General features: G+C 69.5%; 15 protein-coding genes. All 15 read right to left on the bottom strand.

What is annotated here, in order from left to right; all coding sequences use genetic code 11:
- Nucleotides 1–42: 42 nt before the first annotated feature.
- The 15 genes from RXV88_RS04600 to RXV88_RS04530 all read right to left on the bottom strand — a co-directional run bounded on the left by RXV88_RS04600 (nt 43) and on the right by RXV88_RS04530 (nt 14,087).
- A complete protein-coding gene (locus RXV88_RS04600; RefSeq protein WP_316290929.1) occupies nt 43–822 on the bottom strand; it encodes a crotonase/enoyl-CoA hydratase family protein in 780 nt (259 codons plus the stop codon).
- A gap of 13 nt (nt 823–835) precedes the next feature.
- Nucleotides 836–1,693 (bottom strand): hydroxymethylglutaryl-CoA lyase, encoded by an 858-nt coding sequence (locus tag RXV88_RS04595; protein ID WP_316290928.1) that lies wholly within the window; start codon nt 1,691–1,693, stop codon nt 836–838.
- A gap of 165 nt (nt 1,694–1,858) precedes the next feature.
- A complete protein-coding gene (locus RXV88_RS04590; RefSeq protein ID WP_316290927.1) occupies nt 1,859–2,524 on the bottom strand; it encodes a glutathione S-transferase family protein in 666 nt (221 codons plus the stop codon).
- Nucleotides 2,521–3,186: a glutathione S-transferase family protein gene (locus tag RXV88_RS04585; RefSeq protein WP_316290926.1), complete on the bottom strand. Its 666-nt coding sequence runs from the start codon at nt 3,184–3,186 to the stop codon at nt 2,521–2,523. Before RXV88_RS04585 ends, RXV88_RS04590 begins: the two co-directional genes overlap by 4 nt.
- 29 nt (nt 3,187–3,215) lie before the next feature.
- Nucleotides 3,216–5,150, bottom strand: coding sequence for an acetyl/propionyl/methylcrotonyl-CoA carboxylase subunit alpha (locus RXV88_RS04580; RefSeq protein ID WP_316290925.1), 1,935 nt, complete (start codon nt 5,148–5,150; stop codon nt 3,216–3,218).
- Nucleotides 5,143–5,706, bottom strand: coding sequence for a thermonuclease family protein (locus RXV88_RS04575; RefSeq protein WP_316290924.1), 564 nt, complete (start codon nt 5,704–5,706; stop codon nt 5,143–5,145). The genes RXV88_RS04580 and RXV88_RS04575 overlap by 8 nt, the downstream gene beginning before the upstream one ends.
- Nucleotides 5,691–6,122: an ASCH domain-containing protein gene (locus tag RXV88_RS04570; protein ID WP_316290923.1), complete on the bottom strand. Its 432-nt coding sequence runs from the start codon at nt 6,120–6,122 to the stop codon at nt 5,691–5,693. The genes RXV88_RS04575 and RXV88_RS04570 overlap by 16 nt, the downstream gene beginning before the upstream one ends.
- Complete coding sequence (locus RXV88_RS04565; protein ID WP_316290922.1) at nt 6,119–7,729, bottom strand: carboxyl transferase domain-containing protein; 1,611 nt, start codon at nt 7,727–7,729, stop codon at nt 6,119–6,121. The genes RXV88_RS04570 and RXV88_RS04565 overlap by 4 nt, the downstream gene beginning before the upstream one ends.
- A gap of 18 nt (nt 7,730–7,747) precedes the next feature.
- Nucleotides 7,748–8,299, bottom strand: coding sequence for a hypothetical protein (locus tag RXV88_RS04560; RefSeq protein WP_316290921.1), 552 nt, complete (start codon nt 8,297–8,299; stop codon nt 7,748–7,750).
- Nucleotides 8,296–9,129: an EcsC family protein gene (locus tag RXV88_RS04555; protein WP_316290920.1), complete on the bottom strand. Its 834-nt coding sequence runs from the start codon at nt 9,127–9,129 to the stop codon at nt 8,296–8,298. Before RXV88_RS04555 ends, RXV88_RS04560 begins: the two co-directional genes overlap by 4 nt.
- A complete protein-coding gene (locus RXV88_RS04550; RefSeq protein ID WP_316290919.1) occupies nt 9,126–10,679 on the bottom strand; it encodes an AMP-binding protein in 1,554 nt (517 codons plus the stop codon). The genes RXV88_RS04555 and RXV88_RS04550 overlap by 4 nt, the downstream gene beginning before the upstream one ends.
- A complete protein-coding gene (locus RXV88_RS04545; RefSeq protein WP_316290918.1) occupies nt 10,679–11,161 on the bottom strand; it encodes a lysozyme inhibitor LprI family protein in 483 nt (160 codons plus the stop codon). Before RXV88_RS04545 ends, RXV88_RS04550 begins: the two co-directional genes overlap by 1 nt.
- Nucleotides 11,162–11,174: 13 nt before the next feature.
- Complete coding sequence (locus RXV88_RS04540; protein ID WP_316290917.1) at nt 11,175–11,510, bottom strand: hypothetical protein; 336 nt, start codon at nt 11,508–11,510, stop codon at nt 11,175–11,177.
- A gap of 12 nt (nt 11,511–11,522) precedes the next feature.
- A complete protein-coding gene (locus RXV88_RS04535) occupies nt 11,523–12,686 on the bottom strand; it encodes an isovaleryl-CoA dehydrogenase (RefSeq protein WP_316290916.1) in 1,164 nt (387 codons plus the stop codon).
- 204 nt (nt 12,687–12,890) lie between these two features.
- Nucleotides 12,891–14,087 carry a DegT/DnrJ/EryC1/StrS family aminotransferase gene (locus RXV88_RS04530; protein WP_316290915.1) on the bottom strand — a complete coding sequence of 399 codons (1,197 nt, stop codon included), beginning with the start codon at nt 14,085–14,087 and terminating at the stop codon, nt 12,891–12,893.
- Between the last annotated feature and the right edge of the window lie 105 nt (nt 14,088–14,192).

The raw sequence follows: 14,192 nt of genomic DNA, 5'->3' as shown, positions 1-14,192 counted from the left end.
ACCGAAGGCAAGGCTACACGGCCAGGTCAGGATTTCAACGCCTCAGGCCCAGCCCGGCTTGCGCTTGTCGAAGAAGGCCGCGATTCCCTCGGCGGCCTCGTCGCTTTCCCAGCGCTCGGCCAGCGCGTCGATGGCCAGGTCGACCTGCGCCTGCCCGACCCCACCGCCAAGCTGGCGCAGCAGAGCCTTGGCGGCGGCCACCGCGCCGGGCGCACAGGCGAGATACGGCGCGACCTCGGCCTCGACCGCCGCGTCCAGCGTCTCTGCCGGCACGGCACGGGTCAAGAGCCCCAGCGCGACCGCCTCCTCCGCGCCGAAGATGCGCGCGTTCATAAAGACCTGCCGCGCCCGCGCGACCCCCATCCGCGCCACCACGTAAGGGCCGATATTGGCCGGGATCAGGCCCAGCTTGGTCTCGGTCAGCCCCATCTTCAGGTCGTCGACGCCAATGGCCACATCGCAGACCGACGCAAGCCCCACCCCGCCGCCAAAGGCATTGCCCTGCAACCGCCCGATCAGCGGCTGCGGCAGATCGGCGAGCGCGCCCAGCGCGGTAGCGATGCGCGCCGATTCCGCCCGCCGTGTGGCCGGGTCCATGCCCATCTGCGCCCGCATCCAGGCCAGATCGCCCCCGGCGCAAAATGTGGGCCCCTCGGCGGCCAGCACCACCACCCGCACCGAACTGTCCTCTGCCAGATCACGCGCCCGCGCCTCCAGCTGCGTCATCATCTCCGCCGACAGCGCATTGTGCTTGGCGCTTCGCGCCAGCCACAGCGTTGCGACCCCGCGCCCGTCCCGCGTCACCCTGATCAAATCGTCCATGCCCATCCTCCTGTCACACCGCCGGACGCAGCTTGCGCGCCAGCGCCGCGGCCTCCGCCAGCACCGCCCGGTCCAGCCCGGTCTCAAACCCCAGCGCCTCCAGCCTTTCCGCCACCGCCTCGGTCGCGACATTGCCCGCAGCCCCCGGCGCATAGGGACAGCCGCCCAGCCCGCCCACGGCAGCGTCAAAGACCCTCAGACCGCGCCCCAGCGCCACCTCGACATTATCCAGCGCCCGCCCCCCGGTGTCGTGGAAATGCCCCGCCAGCCGCTCCGCAGGCAGACCGTCCAGCACCGCCGTCAACATCGCATCCACCGCCTCGGGCGTACCCCGCCCGATGGTGTCGCCCAGGCTGATCTCATAGCACCCCATGTCGCGCAGCGCCTCCGCCACCCGCGCCACGGCCCCGGGCGCCACCGGTCCATCGTACGGGCATTCCACCACGCAGGACACATAGCCCCGCACCGGCAGCCCCAACTCTCTCGCGCGCTCGGCCACGGGGCGGAACCGCTCGAGGCTCTCGGCGATGCTGGCGTTTATATTGGCCTTCGAAAACCCCTCCGAGGCCGACCCGAAAACCGCCACCTCGTCCGCCCCCGCCGCCAGCGCATCCTCGAGCCCGCGCATATTCGGCGTCAGCGCCGCATAGGACACCCCCGGCGCACGCCGGATGCCGGCCAGCACCTCTGCCGAAGACGCCATCTGCGGCACCCATTTGGGGCTGACGAAAGACGCGCATTCGATCCGCCGGAACCCCGCGCGGCTCAGACAATCCACCAGCGCGATCTTGTCGGCCACCGCAATAGGCCGCGCCTCGTTCTGCAACCCGTCCCTCGGCCCCACCTCGAAAATCTCGACTCTTTCGCCCATCTCACCCTCGTTTCACCGATCCCCAAATATCCCCGCCGGAGGCTGCTCAACGCCCGCCACAAGTCCACCGAAACACAAACCCGTCACGCCCGCCCTCCCGCGCCGAGGCGCCCCGGGCGCCGAGACATCCAGCGCGGCGGGCCGAAGGCCCGTCGCTCCGCAAGATCACACCGGCCACGGCGGATAGAAATCCCGCGTATATAGCCGCTCCTCCGGCGCGGGCAGGCTGCGGCGAAAAGCGTCGCGGTCGGTGATCCGGCCGTACCAGGCCGCCAGCTTTGGGTGGTTCTCCAACGAAACGAAATGCCGGCCCAGATGGACCGCCTGCCCGACGCCCACATCCACCGCCGAAAAGCCGCTGGTCAGCAGGTAATCCCGCGCCTCCAGCGGCGGCGACAGCCGCGCCTCGATGGCGTCATAGCATTTGCCCAGCCGCGCCGCCTCCAGCTTCATCACGTAGGCCGACCGCATATGATCCTCGCGCAGCACGATATGCTGCTGGGTCAGCGCCGCCACATGCTGGCTCACGGTCTCGGCGAAATGCAGCCAGGTCAGCCACGCCATGCGGTCCGGCGCGCCGGGCGCGCGGCCCATCCCCGCCTGCGGAAACCGCTCGCAGAGATATTCCGCAATGGCCCCGCTTTCGAACATCCGCTCGCCCTCGATCTCCAGCGCGGGCACCCGGCCCGCGGGCGAGAGCGTCAGGTAATCCGGCGCGCGCAGGCTCTTGTCGAAGGCGTGCAGCACCAGCTCGAACTCCACCTCCAGCTCGTAAAGCAGCCACAGCGTCCGCATCGAGCGCGTCTCGGGGCAATGATGCAGCCGGATCATGCCTTGACCTCCGGCACCGGATAGAAGTCGCGGTCGTAGAAAGTCTGCTCTCCGTCCCGGCCGCGGGCGCGCTGGAACGCGGGCCGCGCCTCGATCTTTTCGCGGTAGGCGCGCAGCTTCGGAAACGGGTCCAGCCGCACGTAATAGGGCGCCGCGAAAAGGTTGAACCCCATCATCGCGTCCGCCCCGGAAAAGCCCCCCTCCAGCAGGTAATCAGACCCGCCCAGCCGCGCCTCCATTCCCGCCAGCGTGCCTTTCAGCCGCGCGGTGTTGAGCTTGATCACCACCGGGCTGGCCTCGCTGGGATCGCGCAGAAAGACGTGGTTCATGTTCAGCTGTTCAATCAGCGACGCCATGGTCTCGGCATAGTGAACCCACTGCAGAAACACAGGCCTCTCGGGATGCCCCACTGCCCGGCCCAGCCCGGCCTCGGGGCGGGTTTCGCAGAGATATTCCACGATGGCACCAGATTCGTGCAGCGCGATGCCGTCGATCTCCAGCGCGGGCACCCTTGCTGCGGGCGACAGGCCGGGAAAGCCGCGGTCGCGCAGGCTGCCGTCGCGTATGTCGTAGGTCTCGATCTCGCAATCGAGCCCCATCTCCTCCAGCAGCCACAACACCCGGAACGAGCGTGAAAACGGCACGTGGTGCAATCTGATCATGGCGGTCTCCTTCGCTCCTGCGCCCCCGCTCATGCCTCTTCCAGCCGCACCAGCGCCGCCCCCGCCTCGACCTGCGCGCCCTCGCTCACCAGGATCTCGGCCACCACGCCGTCGCGGGCGGCGGTCAGGGTGTGTTCCATCTTCATCGCCTCGAGCACGCAGAGCCGGTCGCCCTTGGCGACCACGGCCCCCACCCGCGCGGCCACCGACACCACGCGCCCCGGCATCGGCGCCTCGATCAGATTACCGTCGCCCGCCGCACTCGACGCGCGGTCCAGCGGATCGGCGACGTCGAAGGCAAAGCCATAGCCCTCGAACACCGTCACCCGGCCCCGCGCCACATGTACATCCGCCGCCGGTGCACCGTCGAACCGCCAGAGGCCACCGACACGCGCCGCCTCCACCGTCGCCCCGCCGGTTTCCAGCGTCACGCGGTCGGGCCCGTGGACGCGCAGGCGCACCGCAATGTCGGCGTCGCCCCGGTGCAGCCTGATCCAATGCGCCCTCGGCTGCCAGAGCGCAAAGCCCGTCAGCGGGTCCGCCGCCTCCGCCACGCCCGACACCGCCAGCGCCGCCTGGGCAATCACCCGCGCATCGGGTTCCGGCACGGCGACCAATGCGTCGAGGTCGCGCGCGATCAGCCCGGTGTCCACCTCTCCGGCGGCAAAGCCCGCGTGGCCCGCCAGGGCCCCCAGAAAGGCCAGGTTCGTCACCGTCCCGGCCACCTGCGTCTGCGCCAGCCCCTGCGACAGCCGCCGCAGGGCGATGTCGCGCGTCGGGCCATGGACCACCACCTTGGCGATCATCGGATCATAGAAAGGCGAGATCACGTCGCCGGTCCTGACCCCGCTGTCGGCCCGCACGCCGCCCGGGAAGGCCAGATGCGCCAGCCGCCCGGTCGCGGGCAGAAAGCCCGCCGGCACGTCCTCGGCGTAAAGCCGCGCCTCGAAGGCGTGGCCCTCGATCGACAATTCGTCCTGCGACAGCGGCAGCGCCTCGCCTGCGGCCACGCGCAGCTGCCATTCCACCAGATCGACGCCGGTGATCGCCTCGGTCACGGGATGTTCGACCTGCAGGCGGGTGTTCATCTCCATGAACCAAAAGCCGTCGGGCCGCAGCCCCTCCGACCCGTCGACGATGAATTCCACCGTGCCCGCACCCTTGTAACCGATGGCCTCGGCCGCGCGCACCGCCGCGTCGCCCATCGCCTGACGCATCTCTTCAGTCATGCCCGGCGCGGGGGCTTCCTCGATCACCTTCTGGTGACGGCGCTGCAACGAGCAATCCCGTTCGAAAAGATGCACCGCAGCTTGGCCGTCGCCAAAGACCTGCACCTCGATATGGCGCGGCTTTTCGATGAACTTCTCGATCAGCACCGCGTCGTTGCCAAAGGCGGTGCGCGCCTCGGCCTTGGCGCGCTCCAGCGCGTCGACGAAATCCTCGGGCCGCTCGACCAGCCGCATCCCCTTGCCGCCGCCACCCGCAACCGCCTTGATCAGCACCGGATAGCCGATCTGCGCGGCCTCGACCTCCAGATGCCCCGGATCCTGGTCCGCGCCCAGATAGCCCGGCACCACCGGCACGCCCGCCTCCTGCATCAGCCGCTTGGCCGCGTCCTTGAGCCCCATGGCCCGGATCGCCTCGGCCGAAGGCCCGATGAAGGTCAGCCCGGCGGCCTCGACCGCCTCGACGAAATCGGGATTTTCCGACAGAAAGCCATAGCCCGGATGGATCGCCTGCGCGCCCGTCTCCAGCGCCGCGGCAATGATCGCATCGCCGCGCAGATAGCTGTCGCGGGGCGCGGGCCCGCCCACGCAGACTGCCGCATCGGCCATCTGCACATGCGCCGCACCCGCATCCGCCTCGGAATAGACCGCGACACAGCGCAGGCCCATGCCCTGCGCCGTGCGCATCACCCGGCAGGCGATCTCGCCCCGGTTGGCGATCAGGATCGTGTCAAACATTTCCCGCTCCGTTCTCTGTGCCCCAGGCGCCGTTGCACCAGGGCCGCCGCATTCCACCGTCATACGAGCGCGCCCAGCCGCCCGCGATCATCCGCCCCGCGACAGACCGGCCATCCGCCCGCAGGTCGATCAGCATCCGCCCATAGCGGTCCTCTCCGTCGCGCCGGATGTCGATCCGCCCAGCGCGCCACAGGATGCCGCGCAGCTGCATCCCCGCGACGAACGCGCCCCAGGCCTCGCGCGGGCAGCGCGCGCTCAGTTCGGGCGTGTCATAGCCCAGCACCCGGCCCGAGCCCGTGGTCCCGTCGTCACAGCGCACCCGCACGGTATCGCCGTCGACTATCCCCGCCACGCGGCAATCCAACCCCGGCTTGACCCAGCCCAGCGCTCGGTCGCTCACCGGCAGCGCGGCCAGCGCACCGACCGCACCAAAGAGCACCCAGCGGCCCAGCGGCAGCCTGCGCCGTGGCCGACGCGGGCGGCCCGGCGGCCTGCCCATGTCCCACTTGGGATGCCGGCGCGCATGGCGGCTGAAGCGCGTCACCTCGCGGGACATGCGAAATCCTCCACCACGGCGAAAGTCTCGACCACCATGGGCGCATCGGGCGCGAAATGCCCCGAGCGCCGCAGATAGGCCTCATAGCCGCGCCGCCACGCCGCCAGATCGGCGAATTCGCCCTGCGCCGCGATGCGGTCCCCGGTCATTGCGTCAAATGCGATCACCTCGACGGCCTCGGTGCGCAGCGCCAACTGCGGCGCGCCCGCCCAGTCCAGCGCGATGTCCACCCGGCCCGCCACCGGCAGCGGTTCGCCGCGCGCGGCAAAGGCCGCTTGCGCGTCGCAGGTCACGGTCTTGGCCCCGGCCCGCACCAGCGCCAGGATCTCGGCGTTGAGCGCCGCACTGTCGCCAAAGCTGAACGTCACCGCCCCGGGATGGCGCGCCAGCGCCTCAGCCACCGTCACACCGCTCACATCCGGAACACGCCGAAACGTGTCTCCTCTATCGGCGCGTTCAGCGCCGCGCGCAGGCTCAGCGCCAGCACGTCGCGCGCGCGGCGCGGGTCGATCACCCCGTCGTCCCAAAGCCGCGCCGACGCATAAAGCGGATGCGACTGGCGTTCGAACATCTCGATGGTGGGCTGCTTGAATTCGGCCTCCTCCTCGTCCGACCAGCTGCCGCCCTGCCGCTCGATCGCCTCGCGCCGGACCGTGGCCAGCACGCCTGCCGCCTGCGCGCCGCCCATGACGCTGATCCGGGAATTCGGCCAGGACCACATGAAGCGCGGCTGATACGCGCGCCCCGCCATACCGTAATTGCCGGCCCCGAACGAGCCGCCCACCACCATGGTGATCTTGGGCACCGAGGTCGTCGCGACCGCAGTCACCATCTTAGCCCCGTGCCGGGCGATGCCCTCATTCTCGTACTTTCGGCCGACCATGAACCCGGTGATGTTCTGCAGGAAAACCAGCGGAATGCGCCGCTGCGAACACAGCTCGACGAAATGCGCGCCCTTCTGCGCGGCCTCGCTGAAAAGCACGCCGTTGTTGGCCACGATCCCGCAGGCCATCCCGTCGATATGGGCGAAGCCGCAGACCAGCGTCTCGCCGAACCGCGCCTTGAACTCGTCGAAATACGAGCCATCCACCACCCGCGCGATCACCTCGCGGATGTCGTAGGGCGTGCGCAGATCGGCAGGCACCACGCCGAGGATCTCGTCCGGGTCATAGGCCGGCGGCTCCGGCGCCTGACCCCGTAGGGTGCGCACTTGCTGCGCACCGCCCCCCAGCGATCCGACCGCCCGCCGCGCCAGCGCCAGCGCGTGGCCGTCGTCCTCGGCCAGGTAATCGGCCACGCCCGACAGCCGCGTGTGCACGTCGCCGCCGCCCAGATCCTCGGCCGTGACCACCTCGCCCGTCGCCGCCTTCACCAAAGGCGGCCCGGCCAGAAAGATCGTGCCCTGCTCTTTCACGATGATCGTCACATCCGACATCGCCGGCACATAGGCCCCGCCCGCGGTACAAGACCCCATCACCACCGCGATCTGCGCGATCCCCTTGGCGCTCATCCGCGCCTGATTATAGAAAATCCGGCCAAAGTGATCCCGATCGGGAAAAACCTCGTCCTGGTTCGGCAGGTTCGCCCCGCCGCTGTCCACCAGATAGACGCAGGGCAGATGGTTCTCCTCAGCGATCTCCTGGGCGCGCAGGTGCTTCTTGACGGTCATCGGGTAATAGGTGCCGCCCTTAACCGTGGCGTCGTTGCACACCACCATGACCTGCCGGCCCCCGACCAGCCCCACGCCCGCGATCACGCCCGCGCAGGGTGCCGCACCGTCGTACATCCCGTACGCCGCCGTGGCGCCCACCTCCAGAAACGGCGAACCGGGGTCGAGCAGGTTCGCCACCCTCTCACGCGGGAGCATCTTGCCGCGTCCCACATGCCGCGCGCGCGCCCTCTCGCCGCCGCCTTCGGCGGCCAGGGCGGCGGCCTCCTCGATCTGGCGCAGCGCCTCCAGATGGGCCTCACGGTTGACCCGGGCGCTGTCGCTGCCGGGCAAGTAAGCGGATTTCAGACGCATTTGCTTCTCGGTCCTTCTTCAATCTCTGCCGGCCAGAGGCCGGGCCACGGGGCGGCGGGGCGGCGGCGCGTCGGCCCAGCCCGCTTCGGTCGCGGGCGGAACCCGGCCCAAATAGCGCGCGCTCTGCCACGCCAGCACCACCGACATCAGCCGCCGGTTGGCCTCGCGCGCGGCACACCACGCGGTAAAGGCCTCGTTCTGACCCGCGCAATCCGGCCCGGCCGAGACGTCCCGCGCCAGCGCCCAGAGCGCCTGGTAAAGTGGATCGCCCTCGGGCGCGGGCAAGAGCGCGCGCACCGCGTTGGCCAGCGCATCCTGCTCCGCCGCCAGCGCGTGCTGGCAGTCGTATGGCGCGGCGGAGCGATCGCAGCGCACGATGCCGACGGTGCCGCAATATTCCGCCCCCGTCACGTCGCCCGCCTCGAACGCCGCAACGCCCGCCGCAACGTCGCGCCGGAGCGCGCGTTCAAATCGCGCGTTCTCGATATCGAGGCAGGTGGCGAATTCCGGCAGCGGCGCCTGCGCCTGCGCCGGTACGGCAACGAAGAGGGCAAGGATCGCCGCCTTCATGCCCCCGCCTCCGTATCGGTCGTGGCCGCGGGTTCGGGCGCGGGCAGCAGGTTGCGGCTCATGAGCCAGCGCAGGCGATAGGAATAGCGCGCCGCCCGGCTGACATCGGTCTGAAAGCTGGCATTGACCACCGCGGCCACTGCGCCGCCGATCACCGGCACCACCTGCGCCGCCTTGCGCGACCCCAGCGACACCCCCATCTGCCGCAGCACCCGCTCGATCACCTTTTCGGTGACCCATTCCCCGCCCTTGTCGACCATCATGCGGCCCGCCGGGGTCTCCAGCACCCGCGCCATGCCGTCCAGCGCGCCCAGCGTCTCGCGCCGGGTCTTCTCGGCATGGGTCGAGGCCAATTCGAGCACCATCAGCCGAAACGCCCGCTCCGCCTCGCTGTCGGCGGCAAAGCCCCAGGCCGCGCCTGTGGCGCGCACGTTGCGCGCGGCCAGTGCGATGGTGGCGGGAATGTCGGCGGTCAGGCCCGCCGCGCCGAACCAGCCCGCCGCGCCGCCCGTTGCGGCGTTCGTGCCCACCGCCCAGGCCTGCACCCGCCGCGCGGCGGCCTCGCAGGCATCCGGGTCATTGATATCGTGCGACGTGATCTCGGCCGGCAGCGTCAGCCCCGCCGCCCGGTCCGCCGCCCGCAGCCCCATGCGCACCAGCGCCGGCGGCACCGCGCGTGCAAAGAGCCCGCCGACTGGCTCGGTCAGCCGCTCCGCGCCCTTCCCGAGCAGCGTCTGCCGCCGCCTCTCATAGGCGCGCTGCGCATCAAGCGCGCGGCGCACCGCGTCGCGCGGCAGGGTGCGGGGATCGGTGGGCGCGTCGCGGCTCATGTCCCCGCCTCCGCCGCCGCGCGGGCCTTCAGCTCCTTGCGGATCACCTTGCCGGTGACGGTCATCGGCAGCGCGTCCAGAAAGGCGATTTCCCTTGGGTACGAATAACTTGCCAGCCGGTCCTTGACCCAGTCCTGCAGCTCGGCCCCGGTCACCGCGACACCGGGCTTGCAGACGACATAGGCCTTGACGATCTCGGTGCGCAGCTTGTCGGGCTTGCCCACCACGCCCACCGTGGCCACACCCGGATGCGTCAACAGGCAATCCTCGATCTCCGCCGGGCCGATGCGGTAACCCGCGCTGGTGATCACGTCGTCCTCGCGCCCCACGAACCGGATGAAGCCATCCTCGATCACGCCGCGATCCCCGGTCACCAGCCAGTCGCCACGGAACTTCTCGGCGGTGGCCTCGGGCCGCCGCCAGTATTCCAGCATCATCGAGGCCGCGCCCCGCCGCACCGCGATATCGCCCTCGCCCTGGGTCACGTTGCCCGCCTCGTCGATCACCGCCACGTCGAAGCCGGGCACAGCTTTCCCGATAAAGCCCGGCAACGGGCTGAAGAGGGCCCCGCTCGACGAGGCCACCATGTTGCACTCGGTCTGGCCGTAGAATTCGTTGATCGTCACACCGAATGCCTCGCGGCCCCAGGCCAGCATCTCCGCGCCCAGCGGCTCTCCTCCGCTGGCGACGCTGCGCAGCCCCTCGATCCGGGCATCGGCCGCCTTCAGCATCCTCAGGGCAGTGGGCGGGAAAAACACATTGCGCACAGCGGCTTCACGGCACAAGTTCACGCAATCCGCCACATCGAACCGCGCCATCCGCGCTGCCACCACCGGCACCCCCAGCGCCAGCCCCGGCATCAGCACATCGAAGAGCCCGCCGATCCAGGCCCAGTCGGCGGGCGTCCAGAGCACGTCGCCCGGCTGGCCCAGGAAATCGTGGCTCATCTCGACGCCCGGCAGATGCCCGGTCAACACCCGGTGCCCGTGCAACGCGCCCTTGGGCGTGCCGGTCGTGCCGCTGGTGTAGATCAAAACGGCGGGCGTCTCCGGCCCGGTGTCGGTTCCGGCCGACGAGGCAAAGCCGTCCCCCTCCAGATCCGCCTCGGTCAGCGCCTTGACGCCGAACGGCGCCAGCATCGCCACGCCCTCGTCATCGGTCACCACCACGCCCGCGCCGCTGTCGCCCAGACGCGACCGCAGCGCGTCCTCGCGGAACAGTTTAAAGAGCGGCACCGATATCGCCCCCAGCCGCCAGGCCGCGATATGCGCCGCGGCGCAGAGCGGCGACTGGCTCAGCAGCACGCCCACCCGGTCGCCCGCCATCACCCCGCGCGCCACCAGCGCCGATTCCACCCGCCGCGACAGCGCCCAGAGCGCGCCAAAGCTCACGTCCCGCCGCGCCTCGCCGGTCATGTCGATGATCGCCAGCCGATCCGGGTCGGACACCATCCAGCGGTCGCAGACCTGGTGCGCCATGTTCAGCCGCCCGGGCAGATCCCAGGCAAAGCCCTCGCGAAGCGCGTCATATGTCTCCGCCCGCCGCAACATCAGTTCCGCTGCGCCTCGAGATACAGCGCCTGCCGCGCGGTCTCTTGCATCAGGCAGGACAGGGTCGCGGGGCCGCCACCGGTGCCGCCGCCCCAGAGGCTGCGTTCATAATCGCACTTGGCGTCGCGGAAGGCGATCCAGGCGCGCTGCATGTCGCGCAGGGCATCGGCCTGCGACGGCGCGCTCGACCCCAGCTCGCGCATCTCGGCATCGACCGCGCGGGCCGCCGCGCGCACCTCGCCATAATGCAGGTTCAAAAGGCCGTCCCAGGCCTGCCATTCCTGTTCCAAGCAATAGCCCATGCCGACGGTGGTATAGCCGCCCGCGTTGCTCTGCATACACGCATCCGCCGACGCTCCGACGCATTCCCCGAACGTGCCCTCCGAGGCGAGGCACTCCTCGGTCGCGGTAAAGCTAAAGGTCATCTCCTGGGCCATCGCGGGCAAAGCCAGCACCATGATCAGGGCGGCAAGGCGTGTCATCGGGCTTCCTCCATCACTCTGTCTTCTCCGCCCCCGGCTCCACCACGCTCTTCAGCCCGCCGAAGCGGTTGACCCCATAGCGCCAGCCCGCGCCCGACGGGTCGGTGCAGGCCACGATCAGCCACAGCCCCTGCCCCTGCGCCGGATAGGCGACGCAATCCGACGCGCGCGCCCCCGCGCCCGCCCTGTCGAGGTAGCGCGCGGCATAGGCCTCGATCACGTCGGTCTCGGTCAGATGCGCGCGGATCCAGCCCAGACGGAACGCCAGCACCGCGCCCAAGAGCGTGATCAGCGCCACAGGCGCGAACCAGATCCACCGCCCCGCGCCCTGTTGCCGGGTCCCGCTCATGCCGCCACCGTCTCACCCCATCGCCGCCATCATCTCGCGCCCCACCAGCATCCGCCGGATCTCGGATGTGCCCGCGCCGATCTCCATCAGCTTGGCGTCGCGGAAGAGCCGCGCCACCGGGGCGTCGTTCAGGAAGCCCGCGCCGCCCATGGCCTGCACCGCCTGATGCGCCTGGGTCATCGCGGCCTCCGAGGCGTAAAGACAACAGGCCGCCGCGTCCTGCCGGGTCACGTCGCCCCGGTCGCAGGCCTTGGCCACCTCGTAGATATAGGCACGGGCCGAGTTCATCGCGGTATACATGTCGGCGATCTTGCCCTGCATCAGCTGGAAGCTGCCGATGGGCTTGCCGAATTGCTTGCGTTCACTGAGGTAGGGCATGATCTCGTCGAGACAGGCCGCCATGATGCCGGTGCCGATGCCCGCCAGCACCACACGCTCGAAATCCAGCCCCGACATCAGCACGGCCACGCCGCGGCCTTCCTCGCCTAGCACGTTCTCGAACGGCACTTCGACATCGTCGAAGATCAGCTCGCCGGTGTTCGATCCGCGCATCCCAAGCTTGTCGAAATGCGGGCTGGTCGAGAAGCCCTTCATCGACCTCTCGATCAAAAAGGCGGTGATCCCCTTCGACCCGGCCTCGGGATCGGTCTTGGCATAGACCACCAGAGTCTCGGCGTCCGGGCCGTTGGTGATCCAGTACTTGTTGCCGTTCAGCACGAAACGGTCGTTGCGCTTTTCCGCGCGCAGTTTCATCGACACCACATCCGACCCGGCCCCCGCCTCGGACATGGCCAGCGCGCCCACGTGTTCGCCCGTGACCAGCGGCGGAAGGTATTTCTCTTTCTGCGCGTCGTTGCCGTTCAGCTTGATCTGGTTGACGCAGAGGTTGGAATGCGCGCCGTAAGACAGCGAGACCGAGGCGCTGGCCCGCGCGATCTCTTCCACCGCGATCACATGGGCGAGGTATCCCATGTCGGCGCCGCCGTATGCCTCGGGCACGGTGATGCCCAGCAGACCCAGCTCGCCCATCTCGGACCAGAGCGCGGGCGGAAAGTCGTTGCTCCGGTCGATCTCGGCCGCCATCGGTTTGACCCGCTCCTGCGCCCAGCGATGCACCATCTCGTGCAGCGCGTTGACGTCCTCGCCCAGATCGAACTGCATCACCGCGTTAAACATTCCAGGGCCTCCCCGCCGCCTTATTGAACACTTGTTCAAATCTAGAGCCTTGCCGCCCACCGGTCAAGCTTGGCGATCCACAGTCCCGGCCCCCGCGACGGGAGCTCCACCGAAGACCCGCACAACACGACGCGCCGCCGGGAGCAAACCCTCGGCGGTGCGTAAACGGTTCGACCAAAAGACAAATCCAGGGCGCGGCCCGCGCTAGGCCGCGCCACCATAGACCGCAGAGACCTCGTCGCGGATGATCCGCGCGATCAGCCGGCAATCCTCGACCGAAAAAGTCAGCGGGATGCGCAGGTCGACCAGCCCGGCGAGGATCCGGTCGGTGGCGGGCATGGACGCGTGCGGCGCATAGCGCCACGAATCGTAGCGCGAGGTGAAGCCCACGGGCTCGGCCGCGCCGAACCACTTCATCTCGACCCCGCGCGCCGCCGTGCGGCGCACCACCTCGGCCACGGTCTCGCCCGCCCAGTCCAGAAGCAGGAACTGAATCGACGAGCCGACGAAACGCTCCTCGGGCGGCCGGTCCACCACCGTCAGGCCCGGCAAGTTGCGCAGCCCTTCCTCCAGCGCCGCGTAGCGTTCGTTCCAGCGCGCCACCTGCGCATCCAGCGCACGCAGCTGCGGCCGCAGGATCGCCGCGCGCAGATTGTCCATCCGCCCCGAGATATTGGGGGTGACGTATTTCACCCGTTCGAACACCTCCGGCCCCGGCGCGGCAAGGTGCCGCTCATAAAGCATATACGACCCCGACAGGATCACCGCCCGCGCCGCCAGCTCTTCGTCATCGGTAACCAGCAGGCCACCTTCGCCGGAATTCACATGCTTGTAGGTCTGGCAGGAATAGCAGCCCGCCGCCCCGAACCGTCCCGAGGGCACGCCGTTCCACGCAGCCCCCATGGTATGCGCGCAATCCTCGATCACCGTTACGCCCGCGGCGTCGCAGATCGCCATCAGCCGCTCCATGTCGCACAGATGCCCGCGCATGTGGCTCAGCAGCAGCACCCGCGCCTGCCCGGCCTTGGCCGCCAGATCGTCCAGATCGATGGTCAGCCCTTCGGTCACGCCAACATACACCGGCACCGCGCCAACGCTGGCGATGGACCCGGGCACCGGGGCCAGCGTGAAGGCATTGGTCAGCACCTTGTCGCCCGGCCCGATGCCCACAGCGCGCAGCGCCGTCGCCATGGCATAGCCGCCCGAGGCCACCGCAAGGCAGTATTTCGCCCCGGTCTGCGCGGCGAATTCCTGCTCCAGCAGCGCGGTCTCGCTCAGCTCTCCGGGCGCGGTGTTGTAGCGGTGCAGCCGCCCATGGCGCAGCACCTCAAGCGCGGCGGCGATGCCGTCGTCGGGGATCGGCTCCTGCTGGGTGAAGCTTCCGGTGAATGTCTCTGTCATAGGCCCTTGATGGGACGCGCCCGCGCGGGCGTCAATCGCCATTCGCGACAGGCGCATGTCGGGATCCGGCCGTCCCGGCCTGCCACGGCGACTTACGCTCATGGC

This window comes from Aestuariicoccus sp. MJ-SS9 (genome assembly GCF_032586235.1).
In the GTDB taxonomy this organism is placed as follows: Bacteria; Pseudomonadota; Alphaproteobacteria; order Rhodobacterales; family Rhodobacteraceae; genus Aestuariicoccus.
Note: the sequence above shows the minus strand (reverse complement) of the source record. Positions and strands in the feature narration are given on the sequence as shown.

Bases quoted from the DNA above. Each gene is read 5' to 3' on its own strand.
- RXV88_RS04600 (WP_316290929.1), bottom strand. From the start codon at position 822: ATGGACGATTTGATCAGGGTGACGCGGGACGGGCGCGGGGTCGCAACG.
- RXV88_RS04595 (WP_316290928.1), bottom strand. From the start codon at position 1,693: ATGGGCGAAAGAGTCGAGATTTTCGAGGTGGGGCCGAGGGACGGGTTG.
- RXV88_RS04590 (WP_316290927.1), bottom strand. From the start codon at position 2,524: ATGATCCGGCTGCATCATTGCCCCGAGACGCGCTCGATGCGGACGCTG.
- RXV88_RS04585 (WP_316290926.1), bottom strand. From the start codon at position 3,186: ATGATCAGATTGCACCACGTGCCGTTTTCACGCTCGTTCCGGGTGTTG.
- RXV88_RS04580 (WP_316290925.1), bottom strand. From the start codon at position 5,150: ATGTTTGACACGATCCTGATCGCCAACCGGGGCGAGATCGCCTGCCGG.
- RXV88_RS04575 (WP_316290924.1), bottom strand. From the start codon at position 5,706: ATGTCCCGCGAGGTGACGCGCTTCAGCCGCCATGCGCGCCGGCATCCC.
- RXV88_RS04565 (WP_316290922.1), bottom strand. From the start codon at position 7,729: ATGCGTCTGAAATCCGCTTACTTGCCCGGCAGCGACAGCGCCCGGGTC.
- RXV88_RS04560 (WP_316290921.1), bottom strand. From the start codon at position 8,299: ATGAAGGCGGCGATCCTTGCCCTCTTCGTTGCCGTACCGGCGCAGGCG.
- RXV88_RS04555 (WP_316290920.1), bottom strand. From the start codon at position 9,129: ATGAGCCGCGACGCGCCCACCGATCCCCGCACCCTGCCGCGCGACGCG.
- RXV88_RS04550 (WP_316290919.1), bottom strand. From the start codon at position 10,679: ATGTTGCGGCGGGCGGAGACATATGACGCGCTTCGCGAGGGCTTTGCC.
- RXV88_RS04545 (WP_316290918.1), bottom strand. From the start codon at position 11,161: ATGACACGCCTTGCCGCCCTGATCATGGTGCTGGCTTTGCCCGCGATG.
- RXV88_RS04540 (WP_316290917.1), bottom strand. From the start codon at position 11,510: ATGAGCGGGACCCGGCAACAGGGCGCGGGGCGGTGGATCTGGTTCGCG.
- RXV88_RS04535 (WP_316290916.1), bottom strand. From the start codon at position 12,686: ATGTTTAACGCGGTGATGCAGTTCGATCTGGGCGAGGACGTCAACGCG.
- RXV88_RS04530 (WP_316290915.1), bottom strand. From the start codon at position 14,087: ATGACAGAGACATTCACCGGAAGCTTCACCCAGCAGGAGCCGATCCCC.